Genomic DNA, 17,750 nt, shown 5'->3' with positions numbered 1-17,750 from the left:
GACGATCAGGCCGCGACGCGGCGGATCGCCTCAACGAGCTTCTCGGGGTTGAACGGCTTGACGATCCAGCCCGTGGCGCCGGCCTCGCGGGCCCGCTGCTTCTTGCTGGGGTCGCTTTCGGTGGTCAGCACCAGGATCGGGATGGCGCGATAGTCGTCGTCGACCCGCACCGCCTCGATGAAACCGAAGCCGTCCAGCTTGGGCATGTTGATGTCGGTGATGATCACGTCGGGGCGATGGGCGGACAGCACTTCCAGCCCGTGTTCGCCGTCGACGGCTTCGACGACGTTGAACCCGGCGCCGGCGAGGGCCATGCGCAGCATGTCCCGCATCGTACGCGAGTCATCGACCGTGAGGACAGTACGCGTCACGATGCAGCTCCTTGGATTTCGGCCTGAAACAGAGCCCCTTCGGCCCCGAAAAGACGGATGGTTTCCACGAACGCCTCGGAAGGCGCGGTGATCGAAAAAGGCTTGCCGTCCTCGGCCCAGGCCTTGCGGGCGGCCAGCAGGACCTGCAGGCACAGCCCGCCGAGGCGGCGCACCTGGTCGGCATGGACCTCGATGTCCTGGCCGCGGCGTTCGACGAACGCCTGCTTGAGCGGTCCCGAAGCCTTCAGATCAAGGGTTTCGGGCAAAGCGATCGCTGTCGACATCAGAACTCCTCCCAGCCGTCGCTGGCCGGGGCGGCCGCGGTCGCCGCCCCGCCGCGTCCAGGACGGGCGAAGGCGTTGAGGCGGGCGCGTTGCTCAGCCACCGGATTGGCGGCGGGGGCGTGGTGGGCGGCGTCGGCGACCTGCGGACGCTCGTAGGACGTGGCCTGCTGGCGGCCGTCGCCGACCCGGAAGCGGCCGATCAGACGCACCAGCTCGCCGGTCTCGCCCTTCAGCGAGTGGGTGGCGGCGGTCGACTGCTCGACCATGGCGGCGTTCTGCTGGGTCACCTGGTCCATCTGGTTGACGGCGGTGTTGACCTCGTTCAGGCCGGTGGCCTGCTCGGCGGCCGAGGCGGCGATCTCGGTGACCAGGGCGTCGATCTCGCCGACCTTGGTGACGATCCGCTGCAGGGCCTCGCCCGTCTGGCCGACCAGGCTCACGCCCTGGCTGACCTGCTGGGTGGAGGACGAGATCAGCGTCTTGATCTCCTTGGCGGCTTCGGCCGAGCGCTGGGCCAGGGCCCGCACTTCCTGCGCCACGACCGCGAAACCTCGACCGGCGTCACCGGCGCGCGCCGCTTCGACGCCGGCGTTCAGGGCCAGCAGGTTGGTCTGGAAGGCGATCTCGTCGATGACGCCGATGATCTGGTTGATCTGCTTGGACGAGTCCTCGATGGCGCCCATGGCCGAGACGGCCTCGTGCACGACCTGGCCCGAATGAGTGGCTTCGCCCCGGGTGCTGGAGACCACTTCCGAGGCCTGCTTGGCGCCGCTGGCGGTGCGGCGCACCGTGGCGGTCAGCTCGTCCAGGGCGGCGGCGGTCTCTTCCAGCGAGGCGGCCTGCTGCTCGGTGCGGCGCGACAGGTCGTCCGAGGCGTGGGCGATCTCGTCGGCGCCGGTGCGCAGGCCGTCCGTCGAGGCCGCGATGACCTTGATGGTTTCCTGCAGCTGGGTGATGGCGGCGTTGAAGTCGTCCTTCAGCTTGCGGTAGTCGCCCGGGAAGTCGGCCTGGACGCGGTAGGTCAGGTCGCCCTTGGCCAGGTGCTCCAGCGCGTCGGCCAGCGACGACACCACCAGGGCGTTCTCGCGGGCGGCGGCGGCGGCGGCCTCTTCCTTGGCGCGGCGCTCGTCGGCGGTCAGGGCGGCCGACTTCTCCTGCTCGGCGCGCATCTGCTCCAGGTGCAGCTGATTGTCGCGGAAGACCTTCAGCGAGCGGACGATGGCGCCCAGCTCGTCGCCGCGGGTCATCTTCTCCAGGTCGATCGTATTGTCGCCCTTCGACAGCTTCTCGGTGGCGCCGGCGATGTCGCCGATCGACTTGCGGGTGGTCATCACGGTCATGAAGGCCAGGCCGGCGACCGCGCACAGCGTGATCAGCGACAGGACGATCGTGGCGCTCATCGCCGCATTGGCCTCAGCCTGCTTCTTCGCCGTCTCGGTGGCGATGCGGGTGTTGGCGGACGTCACGACGCCGTCCAGCTGGGCGGTCATCTTGGCGTACTGCTCTTCGAACGGGGCGATGAAGCCGGCGGCCATGTTGAAGTCGACCCCGATCATCCCGCTGACCGTGTCGATGGCGCTGCGGCATTCGTCGAGCGACTTGATCAGCTCGACGATCTTGCCCTGCTCTTCCTTGGGCAGCTTGCCCTTCAGAGCGGTCAGGTCCTTCTTGATCGCGTCGGTTTCGGTCAGGATCGCCGCCATGCGGGCGTCGTTCTTGTCGACCTCGATGTTCCCGGCCTTGTGGGTCATCACGGTGAACAGTTCGCCGTTGATGTTGGAAATCCGCTTGGAGATCGTCTGGATCTCCATGTTCTCGCGCATGTCGTTCTCGACGACCTGCTTGAGCGCGGCGGACTGGCTCTTCTGCACGACGATCGCGCCGCCGGCCATCAGGGCCAGCATCAAAAGCGCGAAAGCCGGCGCGAAGCCGATTTTGATGATCAACGGAAGATCGACGAGCCGAAAACGCTTCATCGGATAGGTCCCCTCTAGCGGTGTTTCCGTGCGCACGGATCACCAACGTCGAGGGCGATCATCACGGCATATTCCTAATAGTTCCTGACTTTGGTTAAGAGCCTGTGCCGCAGGGCGTGTCGCACCCCTGAAATTCCGCGCTGCGCAAAGCTCTCGTCCGCCCGCCCTGGAATTTCCTGGAATTTAAGGACCGGGCGCGCGCGTGAGTCACGCCCATGCAAGGGTCGAGTCGTCGACGGTGGATTCTGAGTGTAGTTTCAAGTGAAACTGGCGTATTCGCCAAGTAAGCGTGGTTACCGATAAATGAATAAAACTATCTTCCGGTGACTCAGAATATTTTAACTCGGTTCTGCGAAAAAGCTCAGGCGTCCGGACGACGCGACGTCCGAAGGGCGAGACACACTATTAGGAGCAGCGGGATGAAATATCCGATCGCTATTGCCGCGGGAATCGCTGGCAGCTTTTTCGTCGCTCAAGCCGCCTCGGCGGCTGGCGGCTTCGAAGACCAAATGGGCCGTTGCCTGCAACAGTTCGCCAACACGCGCGACGCCGCCCAGGTCATGCTGGAATGCACGGCTGACGCCGGCAAGCTGACCGAGTGCAAGGTCGTCGACAACAGCGCGGCCGGCAAGGGTTTCGACAAGGCCGCCATGTGCATTGCTGAAAAGCTGCCGATGGGCGCCAAGACCGGCACCGTGAAGGTTCCGTTCCGCTTCCCGGGCGGCGCGTAAGTCTAAAAGCTCTCTCCCTTCCCGGAGAGATCTTAATACGCCTCCGCTGGCTCCGCCGGAGCGTCCTTACAGGGGACGTTCCGGCCCGGGGCCGGCGGGGGCGTTTTGCGTTTTGGCGGTCGTGCGCCGAATGGGGACAGGCGCATGTGCCTGTCCCCGGCGGCAAATCCCCTACCCGCCCCGCTTCAGCGTCTCGCGGGCGATGACCAGCTGCTGGATCTGGCTGGTGCCCTCGTAGATCCGGAAGATCCGCACGTCGCGATACAGCCGCTCGATGCCGTAGTCGGCGACATAGCCGGCCCCGCCGAAGATCTGCACCGCCCGGTCGGCCACCCGCCCGACCATTTCCGAGGCGAACAGCTTGGCGGCCGCCGCCTCCAGGGTCACGCCCTCGCCGGCGTCGCGCTTGCGGGCGGTCTCCAGCACCAGGGCCCGGGCCGCCAGGGCCTCGGTCTTGCTGTCGGCGATCATCGCCTGGATCAGCTGGAAGCTGGCGATCGGCTGGCCGAACTGCTTGCGCTCGCTGGCATAGGCCACGCAGTCGGCCAGCAGGCGCTCGGCCACGCCCACGCAGACCCCGGCGATGTGCAGCCGCCCGCGGTCCAGCACCTGCATGGCCACCTTGAAGCCCTCGCCCTCCTCGCCCAGCCGGTTCCAGGCCGGCACGCGGACATTGTCGAAGGTCACGTCGTGGATATGGGCCCCCTGCTGGCCCATCTTCTTCTCGGGCTTGCTGACGCTCAGGCCCGGCAGGTCGCGCGGGACCAGGAAGGCCGAGACGCCCGAGCCGCCCTTCACCTCGGGATTGGTGCGGGCCATCACCGTGAACAGCGAGGCCTTGCCGGCGTTGGTGATGAACCGCTTGTTGCCGTTCAGCACATAGTCGTCGCCGTCCAGCACGGCCCGGGTCTGGACGGCGGCGCTGTCGGACCCGGCCTCGGCCTCGGTCAGGGCGAACGAGGTGACGATCTCGCCGGAGGCGACGCCGGGCAGCCACTTGGCTTTCTGTTCGTCGGTCCCGAACATCACCAGCCCCTGGCTGCCGATGCCGACATTGGTGCCGAACACCGAGCGGAAGGCCGGCGAGGCGCGGCCCAACTCGATGCCGACCAGGCACTCTTCCTCCATGTTCAGGCCCAGGCCGCCGAACGCTTCTGGGATCGACAGGCCGAACAGGCCCAGGCCCTTCATCTCCTCGATGATCTCGGCGGGCACGGCGTCGTCCTCGGCGACCTTGGCCTCGATCGGGCGCAGCCGCTCAGCGACGAAACGCCGCACCGTGTCGATCAGCTGCTCGCGGGTCTCGAGGTCCAGGGCCATGGCGTTCCTTCCGCTTCAAACATCTGTTTTGAGCAGACTGTAGCGGCGGAACGCACGAAGGGAAGAGGGCGGTCGGGCCAAAGCCTCGCGCGGAAAAGCCGAGACCGGCTTTCCGCAAAGGCGACGCGAAACAGGAGCCTGGGCGAGCCGCGCGATTTCCCATGTCGCGCGATCGGCCCTAGGCCCGCGCCAGCACGCTCTTGCGCATCCCGTAGGCCAGATAGACCAGCGCTCCGACGCCATGAGCGTACAGGAAGTAGAGCTGGGTCTTGGCCGGCAGGCTGTAGAACAGGTACAGGCAGCCCAGGATGGCCCCCGGCGCCACCACTTGCCACAGCGGGGTGGAGAACATCCGCGGCCGGCCCGGGTCGCGCACCCGCAGGATGATCACCGACAGCCCCACCGCGATGAAGGCCGCCAGGGTGCCGGCGTTGGCCAGCTCGGCGAGGTCCTTCAGCGACAGCAGGCCCGACAGCACGGCCGCCAGGGCGCCGGTCAGCAGGGTCATCAACACCGGCGTGCCGGTCTTGGGATTTACCCGCGACAGGGCCGGGGGCAGCAGGCCGTCGCGCGCCATCACGAAGAAGATCCGGCTCTGGCCGTACATGAAGGCCAGGATGACGGTCGGCAGGGCGACCACCGCCGCCAGGGCCACCAGTTCGCCCATCTTCGGATGGCCAAGGGTTTCCAGGATGAACACCAGCGGCGCTTCGCTCTTGGAGAACACCTCGGCCCGCGAGGCCCCGATCGCGACGCCGGCCACCAGCATGTAGATCAGGGTGCAGGCCAGCATCGAGCCGACGATGCCGATGGTCAGGTCGCGCTTGGGGTTCTTGGTCTCCTCGGCGGCGGTCGACACCGCGTCGAAGCCGTAGAAGGCGAAGAAGATCAGGCTGGCGGCGGCCATGACCCCCACCTTGATCCCGTTGGGACCGCTCCCCTCGACCGTGTGGGCGGCGAACCCCTTGGGCATGAACGGCGTGAAATGGCTGGCGTCGAACGCCGGCAGGCACAGGGCCACGAACAGGGCCAGGGCCGCGATCTTGATGACCACCAGCACCATGTTGATCGTGGCGCTTTCCCGGCTGCCCACGGCCAGCAGGCCGGCGACGACGAAAGAGATGATCACGGCGGGCAGGTTGATCAGGCCATGCGTCCCGTCGGCCAGCTCGACGTGCGGCCCCGCCAGCAGGAATTCCGGAAAGCCGGCCATCCGGAACAGGCCCGCCGCATGCGCCGACCAGGTGACGGCCACGGCCGCGCAGACCAGGGTGTATTCGAGGATCAGGCTCCAGCCCACGAACCAGGCCACCGGCTCGCCCATGGCCACATAGCTGTAGGTATAGGCGCTGCCCGAGGCCGGGATCATGGTCGACAGCTCGGCGTAGCACAGGGCCGCGCAGGCGCAGACCGCCCCGGCGATCAGGAACGACAGCATCACGCCCGGCCCGGCCAGCCCCGCCCCGACGCCGGTCAGGGCGTAGATGCCGGTGCCGACAATGGCCCCGACGCCCAGGGCCACCAGGTGGTACCAGCTCAGGGTCTTCTTCAGCGCGTGGGCGGGGTCGCCGCTCGCCGTGTCGATCGCCTTGCGGCGGTTCCAGATGCTCAAGTTCTTCTCCCGACTCTTTGCCGGGGACGATGGGCTAGCGACGCGCCGCCGCCAAGGGGGAGAATTTCACCTTCCTTCTCCCCTTGCGGGAGAAGGTGGCCTGCAAAGCAGGTCGGATGAGGGGTCTCGCCGACGTGTCCGACGGTGTATTTGGAATCTTTCGGCGATCGCCTATCGACCCCTTGTCTGTTGGAGAAGCGGTAAGCTGCTGGTGTCTTCCGGGACGTCCGCCTGGTGTTCTCAGCACCAGGCGGACCGCCGGCGGAGGGACCGATAACCCCTGAGCGTTTTGGCGCTGCGGGTGAGCCTGGTCGCCGCTGGCATATCCATGACCCGGATGGTTGCAGGGACGTATGGGTCCGGAGCCACAAGGATGGGATCGATGGATAGGAACAAGTCTAGCACAACGATCGCCGGGATCGATGTGGGCAAGCGCCAGTTGGATGCGGCCGTGCTCGGCAGGGCCGAGCAGCATCGGGTGGCCAACGACGCAGCGGGCTGGGAAGGGCTGATCGCCTGGCTGGCGGAACGCGGCGTCAGACGCGTGGGGCTGGAGGCGACGGCGGGCTACGAGCGCGGCGTGCGGGCCAGACTTGAGGCGGCGGGGCTGGAGGTGGTGGTGCACCAGCCGCTGGAGGTGAAGCTGTTCGCGCGCCTCAAGCGGCGGCGGGCCAAGACCGACCGGCTGGATGCGGCGCTGATCGCGGCGGCGACGGCGCAGGTGGACACGGTGCGGGCGGCCCAGGACCCGCGCCTGGCCCATCTGGCCGAACGCCTGACGGCCTACGAGCAGATCAGCGACCAGGCCGCCCAGCTGAAGACCTTCATGGAGCATGTGACCCTGCCCGATCTGGCCGCCAGCCTGGGCGAGCAGATCCAGAGCCTGGCGCGGCTGAAGGCCCGGCTGGCGCGCGAGATCCTGGCCGCGCTCAAGGCCTGGCCCGACCTTCTGGCCCGCTGGACGCTGCTGCGGTCTCTGCCAGGTGTCGGGCCGCTGGTGGCCGCCAGCCTGGTGATCCGCATGCCCGAGCTGGGCGCCCTCAAGCGCGGCCAGCCCGCCAGCCTGCTGGGCGTGGCTCCCTTCGACCGCCAGTCGGGCCAATGGAAGGGCCAGAGCTTCATCGGCGGCGGTCGAAGCCGACCTCGCCGCATGCTCTATCTGGCCGCCATCGCCGCCAAGCGCTTCGATGCCGCCTTCAAGATCTTCGCCGATCGCCTCCTGGCCGCCGGCAAACCGCCCAAGGTCGCCATCGTCGCCGTCATGCGAAAACTCGTCGAAGCCGCAAACCTCGTCCTCAAGCGACAGCAGCCCTGGGTTCGCCACGCCTGATCAACATGGTTGCTCATCCGTCGGCCTTCGGCCGCCACCTTCTCCCGCAAGGGGAGAAGGAACGTTAGCTCAGATCACCGCGTCGAAGGCCGCCCAGTTGGGCAGTTCGGCGTCGGCCTTGCGGCCCCGGTTGGCGATCCGGGTGTAGAGCAGCTTCACGCAGCGGCTGCCGGTGGTCTCGAACAGGAACGGGAAGATCCCGTGGACGAAACAGGCCACGCCGCCCAGCAGCATCGGGACGGCGAAGCTCCAGGCCACGGCCATGTGCTCGCCATAGGTCTCGTCGACCGAGCGGGGGTGGCGGGTGAAGAGATCGAGCATGACGGGCCCCAGGAAACCTCGTTCCATGATGCCTCGCCTGGCGAGAATGACATGGTCTCAATCGCCGCGCCGTGACAGGTTTGGAGAACTGAATTCTCAAATGGCGGCCGGATAGAGAATGATTTCGCTGGACCAGATCGACCGCCGCCTGCTGGCCATCCTGCAGCAGGACGCCACCGTCCCCATCGCCGAGCTGGCCGAACGGGTGGGCCTGTCGCAGACGCCGTGCTGGAAGCGGGTCAAGCGGCTGCAGGATAGCGGGGTGATCACCGCACGCGTCGCCCTGATCGACCGCGACGCCCTGGACCTGCCGCTGACGGTGTTCGTGGCGGTCAAGACCGGCCGCCACGACGAGGACTGGCTGGCGACCTTCGCGGCCGGCGCCAAGGCCCTGCCCGAGGTGGTCGAGTTCTACCGGATGAGCGGCGATGTCGACTACCTGCTCAAGGTCGTGGTGCGCGACATCGCCGCCTATGACCGCTTCTACCGCCGCCTGATCGCCACCGCCCCGCTGACCGACGTGTCGTCCAGCTTCGCCATGGAGCAGATCAAGTTCACGACGGCCCTGCCGATTTCGCTGGGGTAACCGCGAAAGTTATCCACAGGGCCGCGGCCAGGGACACGCCCTCGCGGCGTGTCCCCACCTTCATCCCGGAAGGTCAGGACGTGCGGCGCCGCGCCGGCCGAAGGGGACACGCCGCAAGGGCGTGTCCCCGGCTGCGTCACGGTCGTCTATCCCCGCGAAATCCAACCCCGGCGTCAACGAAATCAAGGCGCTGCACGAAAACGCACGTTTCCTGCCCCCACCCTCCGGGGCGGGCGCACACTTCTGGTCATGACCCAGACCCAACACACCCCCGCCCCGTCCCTGGCCTGGCGCCAGGCCCTGCAGACCAAGCTGATGGCCGCCCTCGACGCCGCCTGGGCGATTCTCGAGCACTGCGACGATCCCGCCGAGATCAAGCGGGTCCGTGAGCGGCTCAGGGCCATCGGCGAGCTGGCCGCCCAGGCCCGCAAGGTGGCGCTGATCACCCCGAAGGAGTCGAAAGCCGACGCCAATGTCGCGGCCAAGGCCGAAATGCTGGCCCGGGTGATGGCGCCCGGCCTGGCCGCCGAAGCCCTGGTCGCCGCCCGCGCCCCCGCCGCCGCCCAGGCCGAGCTCTCGCGCCGGGCGCTGGAAAAGCTAAAGGGCGGCGGGCGGGCGCGGTTGTGAGGGCGACTCGCCAGCCGCCCGGGGACAGGCACGCAGGACAGCGCGTCCGCAAGCTTGCCGAAGCCTTGAGGTGCGTGCCTGTACCCAACGCCATCCCGGCGGCTGGATCGCTCGCCGTGAAGAAAGGCCGGACGCAGCAGATCAAGGTGGGGACACGCACTCACGCCAGACGCCCCGGCGACCCGACCAACGCCTTGCCATGAGTGCGCGTCCCCGGCTCGACGCGAGCCGAAACCCGGTTTCGCCGCCTAGTCCGGCCAGAGATCCTGCACGTCGCCCTTGCGGTTCAGCATGTGCGTGGCCCGCTTGATCAGCATCAGCAGCCGCTCGCGCCGGCCGTCGCTGTCGTAGGTCAGCGAGGCCCGGGCCAGGCCTTCCAGCATGAACCGCGCCAGGTCGCGCGAGGCCTGGAACCTCGGGCCGGCGCCGGCGTGGAGGATCTTCAGGAAGTGGTCGCCGGCCTGGGCGCGGTCGAACTCGGCCTGGGCCGGGGCCAGCAGGGCCTGGACGGCCGGGTCGGTGCGGCCGGCGGCCTCCAGCTCGGCGAAGGCCAGGAACGGCACGGTGTGCAGCAGGTCCCAGTAGCTGTCGATGGCGTGCTCGGTGACGTCGGCGCCCGGCGGCAGGGCGTCGGCGGCGGCGCGGAACAGGGCCGAGCGCTCGGCCTGGACGTGGGCCACGGCCGCCTCGACCAGGGCTTCGCGGCTGGGGAAGTGGTAGAGCATCGCCCCGCGCGTCAGCCCCGCCGCGTCGGCGATCACCGGATTGGTCGCGGCGTAATAGCCGATCTCGGCGATCAGCCGCATCGCGTGGTCGAGAATCCTCGCCCGGGTCTTGAGCGACTTGGGCGTATCCTTGGCGAGGCGGGCGGCGTCCATGAACCCTGGTCTAGTCCAAAGCCATGTTGCGCTGCAACAGCCCAGGGCCGGCAAAGCTTCACCCGTCCGGCAAGTTTCATCCGATGGTCAAATTTCGGGCGTCGGTGCGGCGCCGCGCCGCGTGACGGGCGGCGCCCCGTTTCACGAAAGCGACATGCAATCAGCTTAATCGCCGCCCTTGAGCGCTCCGACAGGATCGGGGCCGCGACCGGTCCGGGGGGACCGGACTGGAACGCCGACCAGACCGCCGGAGGGGCAAGCCATGGTCACCGACACCGACATCGAGATTCGCCGCTACCGCTCGATCTTCATCAGCGACGTGCACCTGGGCACCCGCGGCTGCCAGGCCGAGCTGCTGCTGGACTTCATCCGCCATGTCGAATGCGACAAGCTCTACCTGGTGGGCGACATCATCGACGGCTGGAAGCTGCGCAGCGGTTGGCACTGGCCGCAGAGCCACAACGACGTGGTGCAGAAAATCCTGCGCCTGGCGCGCAAGGGCGTGGAGGTGATCTACGTGCCCGGCAACCACGACGACCGGGTGCGCGACTTCTGCGGCGTCCACTTCGGCGGGGTGGTGGTGGTCCGCGACGTGATCCACGAGGCGGCCGACGGCAAGCGCTACCTGGTGGTGCACGGCGACGAGTTCGACGGGGTGGTGCAGCACGCCAAGTGGCTGGCCTTCCTGGGCGACTGGTCCTATAGGACCATCCTGATGCTGAACACCTTGCTCAACCGCGCACGCCGCAAGCTGGGGTTCGGCTACTGGAGTCTTTCGGCCTATCTGAAGGTCAAGGTGAAGAACGCCCTGCAGTTCATCGAGAATTTCGAGGCCGCGGTCGCCGACGAAGCCCGTCGTCGCGGCGTCGACGGCGTGATCTGCGGCCATATCCACAAGGCCGAGATGCGCGAGATCGACGGCGTGCTCTATGTCAACGACGGCGATTGGGTGGAAAGCTGCACCGCGCTGGTGGAACATATGGACGGACGGCTCGAAATCCTGGAATGGTCCAAGCTTAGGTCCTGGTCGGTGATCGACCGGGCGCGGGCGCTCACCCTCGAGCCCCCGATAGCGGAGCCAGCCGCCGCCTGATGCGGATACTACTCGCCACCGATGCCTGGGAACCGCAAGTCAATGGCGTGGTCCGGACCCTCACCAAGGTGATGGCCGAGCTGAAAGCCATGGGCCACGAGGTCGACGTCGTCAGCCCCGACCAGTTCCCCACCTTCCCGCTGCCGACCTATCCGGAGATCAAGCTGGCCATCGGGGCCTACGAGCCGGTGATGGAGCGCTTCAAGTCGTTCGAGCCGGAGGCGATCCACATCGCCACCGAGGGGCCGATCGGCCTGGCCGCCCGCCGCATCTGCCTGGAATGGAAGCTGCCGTTCACCACCAGCTACCACACGCGCTTTCCCGAATATGTGTCGGCCCGCCTGCCGCTGCCGCTGTCGGCCGGCTACACCTACATGCGCTGGTTCCACAAGCCGTCGGGCCGGCTGATGGTCGCCACCCCGACCATGCGCGACGAGCTGATCCGCCACGGCTTCCGCAACATCTCGCCCTGGACCCGCGGCGTCGACACCGACGTGTTCCGCCCCCGCCAGGAAGGCGAGCCCGACGTGTTCGAGGGCCTGGCCCGGCCGATCTTCCTCAATGTCGGCCGCGTGGCCGTCGAGAAGAACATCGAGGCCTTCGCCAGCCTGGACCTGCCCGGCACCAAGGTGATCGTCGGCGACGGCCCCCAGCGCGAGGAGCTGGCCGAGAAATATCCGGACGTGGTGTTCACCGGCGCCAAGTTCGGCGAGGAGCTGGGCCGCTATTTCGCCTGCGCCGACGTGTTCTGCTTCCCGTCCCTGACCGACACCTTCGGCCTGGTGATCCTGGAGGCCATGGCCGCCGGCGTGCCGGTGGCGGCGTTCTCGGCCCCCGGTCCGATCGACATCATCCCCGGCTCCGGCGCCGGCGTGCTGGCCCCCGGCCAGACCGACGGCCTGCGCGAGGCCTGCCTGGCGTGCCTGGACATCGACCACACGGCGGTGCGCAAGTTCGCCGAGGGCTTCTCGTGGCGGGCCTGCGCCGAGGAGTTCTACAAGAACCTGCAGCCCTATCCCGAGCCGGAAAAGACCCGCTTCTGGCGCCGGCTGCGGCGCCTGGCGCGGCTGAGGCGCAAGCCCGCCGCCTGAGGCGGCGGTGCTCGAGACGCGCCTCCCCGCTCACACGACGAACGCCTCGCTGCGGTCCATGCGCACGTTGCGGACGGCGCGGCAGGCCTCCTCGTCCGCCCGGTCGCGTTCGGGCTTGAAGCTCAGCAGCAGCGAGCGCCGCCGCGCGCCGGAGCGGTTGCGGGTGGCCCCGTGCAGCAGGTCGGCGTCGAACACCAGGATGTCGCCCGCCTCGCCCGCCAGGACGATGGACAGGGCCTCGTCGTCCGGCCCGCCCGGGTCGAGCAGGCGCGGCACCAGGCGGGTGGCGCCGTTGTCGGGCCCGTAGGGATCGAGGAACACCAGGGCCGCCACCGCCTTCTGGCCGGCCCCGTCGCGATGCAGCGGCTGGTGGCCGCCGTCCGCCAGCGGCTCGCGCCCCTCCACCTGGCAGAGGAAGAACGGCCCGCCCAGCATCCGCCCCGCCGCCGCCAGCAGGGACGGCAGCCGGCAGGTCCGCTGCACCGTGGGATCCAGATCGACCAGGGCGTGGCGCCAGTCGGGACTGCGCGGCGCGGCCCATTGTTCGGGCAGACCGACGCCGGCGTCGAAGGCGTCGCGCAGGGCGGCGCGCCAGGCCTCGGGCACGACGCCGCGCAGCAGCAGGTAACCGTCGCGGTCCAGGGCCGCGGCCTGGTCCGCCTCGAGCGGGGCGACCTTGGCGGGCGTCAGGGTTTGGCTCATGGCGCTCCGGAACCGGCGGGAGATCGCCGCGATCCTGCCCCCGCCGCGCGGCGCCGTCCACCGGCGGGTCAGTCCGCGGCCGTCCGACCGCCTTCGACGACGAACCGCGCCTCGACGCCGGCCGGCGCGGCCAGGCCCGGCCGCGCCAACGGCTGGCCGCCGCCGATCCACAGCCTCACCGGACCGGCGGCGATCGACCGCGTCCCGTCAGGTCCGACGACGCTCATCGCCGCCCCGTCCAGCGCGAACCGCACGCGGCGGGTCTCGCCGGCCTTCAGATGGATCCGCTGGAAGCCTTGCAGCGACCGCACCGGCGCGCCGGGCGCGTCGCGCGACACGTAGAGCTGGACCACTTCGTCGCCGTCGCGCTCGCCGCGATTGGTGACCTCGACCTCGACGCCCTGGGTCTGGCCCGCCTTCACCGTCGCCCGCTCCAGCACCGGCTTGCCATAGGCGAACCGCGTGTAGCTGAGGCCATGGCCGAACGGATATAGCGCCTCGCCGGCGAAATAGCGGTAGGTGCGGCCGGCCATGCCGTAGTCCTTGAACGGCGGCAACTGGTCGGCGGACCGATAGAAGGTCACCGGCAGGCGGCCGGCCGGACTGAAGTCGCCGGCCAGCAGACCGGCCACCGCGCGACCGCCCTCGCCGCCCGGATACCAGGCCTCGACGATGGCCGGCAGGTGGGCGTCGGCCCAGTTCACGCTTAGGGCCGAGCCATTCATCAGTACAAGGATGATGGGCTTGCCGGTCGCGTGCAGGCGCTCCAGCAGGCCCTCCTGGGCGGCGGGCAGGTCCAGGCTGTTGCGGTCGCCGCCGGCGAAGCCCTTGGCCCGCACCGACATCTCCTCGCCTTCCAGCTTGGCGGTCAGCCCGCCGACGAAGACCACCAGGTCGGCGGCCCTGGCCGCGGCCACGGCGGCGTCAGCCCCTCGGCTGGGCCGGCTCCATTGCAGGCGCAGGTCGCCGCGCGAGCCGGCCTGGTTGGCCTCGACGATGATCGCGTGGGCCTTGCCGGCCGTCAGCACGACCTGGCCGTCGGGGGCGGAGTCGGGGGCCCGGGTCCAGGCGTCGACCACGGTCCGGCCGTCGACGATCACCCGGTAGCCGCCCTCGCCGCTGACCGAGAAGCGGTGGACGCCGGTTTCGGTCGAGGTCAGCACCCCGGTCCAGCGCATCGAGGTCTGGCGCGCCTGGCGCTGGGGCCGCCCCCAGCCGAAGGCCGCGTTGGTCGCCGGCTGCGGCGCCGTCGCCGGCCCTTCAAGGTCCAGCCCCTGGAAGGTTTCGACCGTCAGGTCCTTCAGCGCCGAGTCCGGCACGGCCTCGCGCGGCGCCTCGGTCCAGCCGCTGCCCTCGACGACTTCGATCTTCGCGCCGGGGAATCGCTCGCGCAGCCCCGCCAGCACGGTGACCGGTCGGGACGGCGTGCCATTATAATTGCCGACCAGAGCGTCCAGGCTATCGGCGTTGGGACCAATCACCGCGATCCGGGCGGGGGCGGCCTTCAGCGGCAGCAGGCCATTGTTCTTCAGCAGCACCAGCGAGGCCTTGGCGGCCTCCAGCGACAGGGCGCGGTGCTCGGGCGTGTCGTTCTGGGCGGCGGTGATCTTGAAGTACGGCACGCGCTCGGGCGGGTCGAACAGGCCCAACTTCAGGCGGGCGACGAACAGCCGCCGCACGGCCTGGTCCAGCAGGGCCTGGTCGACCAGCCCGTCTTGCACCGCCTTGACGATCGGCGCGACGTCGCTGCTCTTGTCCGGCCCGAACTCGCCGCAGAACAGGTCGGTCCCCGCCTTCAGGCTGGCGGCCACGGCCAGCTCGGCGGTCTTCACATAGCCGTGCGAGGTGGGCAGGAAGACGTCGGCGATCGCCGCGCAGTCCGAGACCACATGGCCGGAAAAGCCCCAGTCCCGCCGCAGCCGGTCGGCCAGCAGGGCGGTGTTTGCGCAGGCCGGGACGCCGTCGACGGCGTTGTAGGCGCACATCACCGACTCCACCCGGGCCTGGGTGACCAGGGCCTTGAAGGCCGGCAGGTAGGTGTCCTCCAGGTCGTGGGCCGAGGGGTGGACGTCGTCGCGGTGGCGGTCGGCCTCGGGGCCGCTGTGCACCGCGAAGTGCTTGGCCGTGGCCACGGTCTTGTAATAGGCCGGGTCGTCGCCCTGCAGGCCGGTGGCGAAGGCCACGCCCATCTCGGCCGTCAGGTGCGGATCCTCGCCCCAGGTCTCCTGGCCCCGGCCCCAACGCGGATCGCGGAAGATGTTGATGTTGGGCGACCAGACGGTCAGGCCGCGATACTGGGCCGAGCCGCCGTCCGCCGCGCGCGTCGCGACGTACTTGGCCCGGAACTCGGTGGCGATGGTGTCGGCGATCCCGTGGATCATCGGCGCGTCCCAGGTGGCGGCCATGCCGATGGCCTGCGGGAACACCGTGGCCTCCCCGGCCCGAGCCACGCCGTGCAGCCCCTCGCTCCACCAGTTGTAGGCCGGGACGGAGAGGCGCGGAATGGCCGGGGCGGCGTGCTTCAACTGGCCGGCCTTCTCCTCCAGGGTCATGGCCGAGACCAGGGCCGCGGCGCGGGCTTCCGGCTTCAGGGCCGGGTCGAGGAAGGCGGCGGGGGCCTGGGCGCAGGCGGCGCCGGACGCCAGGGAAAGGGCCAAGGCGAGCGCGCAGCTCGACGGTCTGATCGTTGAAGGCTTCACGCGTTTCCCCTCGTCCCGCGACCTTGCAAGGTCGTCTTGGCCGGCACGACACCGGTGTCAGGGATTATGTAGACATAAGCTGGGGATCCGGAACAGCAAAAAGGTACCGGTACCTTAAAGCTTCGCCCTTGCCCGGGCCGGTTTGCCCGTGCCCCACTGCCGGCATGGGGTCATCCTTGTTTTCATCCGTCGTGGCGCTGTGCGCGCTCAGCCTGGTCGCCGGTTGCAAACCCGCGCCGAAATCCGTCTTCGAGCCCTATGGAAGGGTCCAGGGCGCCGTCGACACGACCAGCCCCAACTGCGCCGCCCGCTACAACGCCTTCCTCGACTACGCCAAGGCCCGGTCGAGGAATCAGCCCGGCTATGAGGCGCTGCAGGCCGCCGAACCGTCGAACGATCTTCCTGACGCTTCAACGGTGTGGGCCAAGGTGGCGGTCTATCCCGTGGATGGCGAGGACAGGATCTACGTGTTCACCCAACCGGGCCACCCGGCCCATCCCGCCGTGCTGATCAAATCCACGTTCGTGAATTCGGAAGGCATGCACCAGCAGGTGAACGGCTGCGCCTGGGGCGACCACAAGGCCTATGTGCGCTTCCTGACCGCCGCCCAGATTTCGGCCGCCTGGTTCCAGGAAGAGATCCGTGGCAATCCCATGCCCGGCGCCGACATCCCGCCGAGCCAGAGGGATCCCGCCGAGGTTCGGGTCGCTGGACCCGCGGAGCTCGTCATGAAGGTCGCCGAACGGGCCTGGCTGATGAACCGCGCGGGTCAGCCGCCCTCGACGATCTACGTCTGGACGGCCAAGGACGCCCTGATGTCCGCGGCCCATTTCACATGGCTGGAGCCGCCTTCGCCCTCGGCCGATCGATATGCCCTGATGGACGCCGCGATCGTCGATTTCACCACCGACGAGGGGGCCGAAGCCCTGGCGTCCTGGTGCGGCGGTCCGGACGTCTCGCGCACGCCGCGTCTCTGCGAACGCGCCAAGGCGCGGATGGCGCAATGGGCGCTGATCAAGTCGATGTAGGCTCGGACATCAGCGGCGGAGCGCCTCGATGATCCGGCAGCGGACGCTCCAGCCCTCGCCGCCGCGATCGGTGAAGTCGGTGACCACCAGCTCGTAGACCTCGCCATCCTGGGTGAGCGTGCACAGGTCGCCCACCCGCATCGGCCGGGCGTGGCGCGAGCGGATATGGGCCTCGCGCAGGGTGACCAGGTTGTCGCACAGCAGCTCATAGTCCTGCGAGCCGAACGGCGAGACCGGAACGGGGGCGCGCTTAGACATCAACAGGGGCCATCAGCGGCGCGCCTTGCGGGCCGCGTACTTGGCGTCGCGCTTGTCCTTGGCCTCGGCCTCGGTGGGGGCCTTGGCCCGCTTGCGTTCGGCGCGCTCGACGGCCGCGACCGCCGCCCCGGCGGCGACGGCGTCGGCCGCCTTCTTCTTGACGGTGCGGACCGCCTGGCGTTCGGCGCGGACGGCCTTCAGCTCGGCCGCCGCCGCGACGCCGCGCTCGCCGAACAGCGGGTCGGCGGCCGCCGGCCTGGGCTTGAACTTGGCCAGCAGCGCCTGCTTGGCCTCGGCGGCCGTCTTCAGCCGGTCGGCCAACCGGGCGCCCTTGGTCTCGTTCATGTCGTGCTCTTCATTGGAGGGCTCAGGTCTTGGTGCCGCGCAGGGCGTCAGGGTCGATCGGCCGGGGCCGCGTGGGCTGATTACCGGTCGAGCGGGGATCGTTGAGGCCCTTGGGCCCCGTGGGGCGGGTTCCGGGATAGGTCTTCATGGAAGTCTCCTTCGATCGGGGGCGACGGGAACGCGACGGCTATTTCTTCTTGCCGCCCAGCGGCGACAGCAGGGTCGGCGCGGCGGCGGCGATCACCTTGGGCTTGGCGGTCTTGGGCTTGCGGACTTCACGATTGCCTTTGGACAAGGAGCGTTCCTTTTTCGACAGAGAGGCCGCGCGCGACGGCGCGCGCGGTGAACGGCGATATCAGGTCCGTGAAGGGCGCTGGTCGTGGCGACTGACGGTCATGCGACCCCTTTCCGGGGTGCGTCGAGACGGCCCGCCAAGCGGGCTGGAACTCGTCGAGGGCGCGTCCTAGCGCCTTTGGGAGAGTTTAGCACGGTTGCGGG

General features: G+C 69.0%; 18 protein-coding genes and 1 pseudogene. 7 read left to right on the top strand and 12 right to left on the bottom strand.

Going from position 1 to position 17,750, the window contains the following annotated elements:
* Positions 1-5: 5 nt before the first annotated feature.
* The 3 genes and pseudogenes from G3M57_RS02115 to G3M57_RS02105 all read right to left on the bottom strand — a co-directional run bounded on the left by G3M57_RS02115 (position 6) and on the right by G3M57_RS02105 (position 2,677).
* On the bottom strand, positions 6-371 hold the full coding sequence (locus G3M57_RS02115) for a response regulator (RefSeq protein ID WP_028038734.1): 366 nt from the start codon (positions 369-371) through the stop codon (positions 6-8).
* Positions 368-655 carry an STAS domain-containing protein gene (locus G3M57_RS02110; RefSeq protein WP_056754293.1) on the bottom strand — a complete coding sequence of 96 codons (288 nt, stop codon included), beginning with the start codon at positions 653-655 and terminating at the stop codon, positions 368-370. Before G3M57_RS02110 ends, G3M57_RS02115 begins: the two co-directional genes overlap by 4 nt.
* Positions 655-2,677: pseudogene (locus G3M57_RS02105) on the bottom strand (methyl-accepting chemotaxis protein). Before G3M57_RS02105 ends, G3M57_RS02110 begins: the two are co-directional and overlap by 1 nt.
* A gap of 373 nt (positions 2,678-3,050) precedes the next feature.
* On the opposite strand from G3M57_RS02105, the gene G3M57_RS02100 reads away from it, so the two are divergent.
* A complete protein-coding gene (locus tag G3M57_RS02100; RefSeq protein WP_012284370.1) occupies positions 3,051-3,362 on the top strand; it encodes an energy transducer TonB in 312 nt (103 codons plus the stop codon).
* A 171-nt stretch (positions 3,363-3,533) separates the two neighbouring features.
* On the opposite strand, the gene G3M57_RS02095 is transcribed toward G3M57_RS02100, so the two are convergent.
* The gene (locus tag G3M57_RS02095; protein WP_163228533.1) at positions 3,534-4,682 is read right to left on the bottom strand and encodes an acyl-CoA dehydrogenase family protein; all 1,149 of its coding nucleotides are present in this window, start codon (positions 4,680-4,682) and stop codon (positions 3,534-3,536) included.
* A gap of 178 nt (positions 4,683-4,860) precedes the next feature.
* The gene (locus tag G3M57_RS02090; protein WP_056754305.1) at positions 4,861-6,294 is read right to left on the bottom strand and encodes an amino acid permease; all 1,434 of its coding nucleotides are present in this window, start codon (positions 6,292-6,294) and stop codon (positions 4,861-4,863) included.
* Between the two features lie 382 nt (positions 6,295-6,676).
* On the opposite strand from G3M57_RS02090, the gene G3M57_RS02085 reads away from it, so the two are divergent.
* Positions 6,677-7,624, top strand: coding sequence for an IS110 family RNA-guided transposase (locus tag G3M57_RS02085; protein ID WP_163228532.1), 948 nt, complete (start codon positions 6,677-6,679; stop codon positions 7,622-7,624).
* A 69-nt stretch (positions 7,625-7,693) separates the two neighbouring features.
* Here the strand turns inward: G3M57_RS02085 and G3M57_RS02080 are convergent, their stop codons facing one another.
* Positions 7,694-7,945 carry a DUF6356 family protein gene (locus G3M57_RS02080; protein WP_056754458.1) on the bottom strand — a complete coding sequence of 84 codons (252 nt, stop codon included), beginning with the start codon at positions 7,943-7,945 and terminating at the stop codon, positions 7,694-7,696.
* Between the two features lie 118 nt (positions 7,946-8,063).
* Between G3M57_RS02080 and G3M57_RS02075 the strand changes: the two genes are divergently transcribed.
* Positions 8,064-8,531, top strand: coding sequence for an Lrp/AsnC family transcriptional regulator (locus tag G3M57_RS02075; RefSeq protein ID WP_163228531.1), 468 nt, complete (start codon positions 8,064-8,066; stop codon positions 8,529-8,531).
* Between the two features lie 249 nt (positions 8,532-8,780).
* Entirely contained in the window at positions 8,781-9,158 is a 378-nt protein-coding gene (locus G3M57_RS02070) for a hypothetical protein (RefSeq protein WP_057185804.1), read from the top strand.
* A gap of 248 nt (positions 9,159-9,406) precedes the next feature.
* On the opposite strand, the gene G3M57_RS02065 is transcribed toward G3M57_RS02070, so the two are convergent.
* Complete coding sequence (locus G3M57_RS02065) at positions 9,407-10,036, bottom strand: TetR/AcrR family transcriptional regulator (protein WP_163228530.1); 630 nt, start codon at positions 10,034-10,036, stop codon at positions 9,407-9,409.
* A gap of 262 nt (positions 10,037-10,298) precedes the next feature.
* Between G3M57_RS02065 and G3M57_RS02060 the strand changes: the two genes are divergently transcribed.
* Both G3M57_RS02060 and G3M57_RS02055 read left to right on the top strand, forming a co-directional pair.
* The gene (locus tag G3M57_RS02060) at positions 10,299-11,129 is read left to right on the top strand and encodes a UDP-2,3-diacylglucosamine diphosphatase (protein ID WP_056754316.1); all 831 of its coding nucleotides are present in this window, start codon (positions 10,299-10,301) and stop codon (positions 11,127-11,129) included.
* Positions 11,129-12,220, top strand: a complete 1,092-nt coding sequence (locus tag G3M57_RS02055) for a glycosyltransferase family 4 protein (protein ID WP_056754319.1) — start codon at positions 11,129-11,131, stop codon at positions 12,218-12,220. The genes G3M57_RS02060 and G3M57_RS02055 overlap by 1 nt, the downstream gene beginning before the upstream one ends.
* A gap of 30 nt (positions 12,221-12,250) precedes the next feature.
* On the opposite strand, the gene G3M57_RS02050 is transcribed toward G3M57_RS02055, so the two are convergent.
* Positions 12,251-12,922, bottom strand: coding sequence for a phytanoyl-CoA dioxygenase family protein (locus tag G3M57_RS02050; RefSeq protein ID WP_163228529.1), 672 nt, complete (start codon positions 12,920-12,922; stop codon positions 12,251-12,253).
* 68 nt (positions 12,923-12,990) lie between these two features.
* Positions 12,991-15,579, bottom strand: a complete 2,589-nt coding sequence (locus G3M57_RS02045; protein ID WP_230983750.1) for a glycoside hydrolase family 3 C-terminal domain-containing protein — start codon at positions 15,577-15,579, stop codon at positions 12,991-12,993.
* A 218-nt stretch (positions 15,580-15,797) separates the two neighbouring features.
* Here G3M57_RS02045 and G3M57_RS02040 point away from each other — a divergent pair, with 218 nt between their 5' ends.
* Positions 15,798-16,649: a hypothetical protein gene (locus tag G3M57_RS02040; protein WP_163228527.1), complete on the top strand. Its 852-nt coding sequence runs from the start codon at positions 15,798-15,800 to the stop codon at positions 16,647-16,649.
* A gap of 9 nt (positions 16,650-16,658) precedes the next feature.
* On the opposite strand, the gene G3M57_RS02035 is transcribed toward G3M57_RS02040, so the two are convergent.
* From G3M57_RS02035 to G3M57_RS02025, 3 genes are read right to left on the bottom strand one after another with little or no spacing between them, the layout of a single operon-like run.
* Positions 16,659-16,907 (bottom strand): hypothetical protein, encoded by a 249-nt coding sequence (locus G3M57_RS02035; protein WP_056754336.1) that lies wholly within the window; start codon positions 16,905-16,907, stop codon positions 16,659-16,661.
* Between the two features lie 12 nt (positions 16,908-16,919).
* A complete protein-coding gene (locus tag G3M57_RS02030; RefSeq protein ID WP_056754339.1) occupies positions 16,920-17,252 on the bottom strand; it encodes a DUF6481 family protein in 333 nt (110 codons plus the stop codon).
* A 22-nt stretch (positions 17,253-17,274) separates the two neighbouring features.
* Complete coding sequence (locus G3M57_RS02025) at positions 17,275-17,400, bottom strand: hypothetical protein (protein WP_156402172.1); 126 nt, start codon at positions 17,398-17,400, stop codon at positions 17,275-17,277.
* Positions 17,401-17,750: the final 350 nt, after the last annotated feature.

The organism is Caulobacter rhizosphaerae (assembly GCF_010977555.1).
Classification (GTDB): Bacteria; Pseudomonadota; Alphaproteobacteria; order Caulobacterales; family Caulobacteraceae; genus Caulobacter; species Caulobacter rhizosphaerae.
The sequence above is the reverse complement of the archived record's forward strand: the minus strand, read 5'-3'. Positions and strand labels throughout refer to the sequence as shown.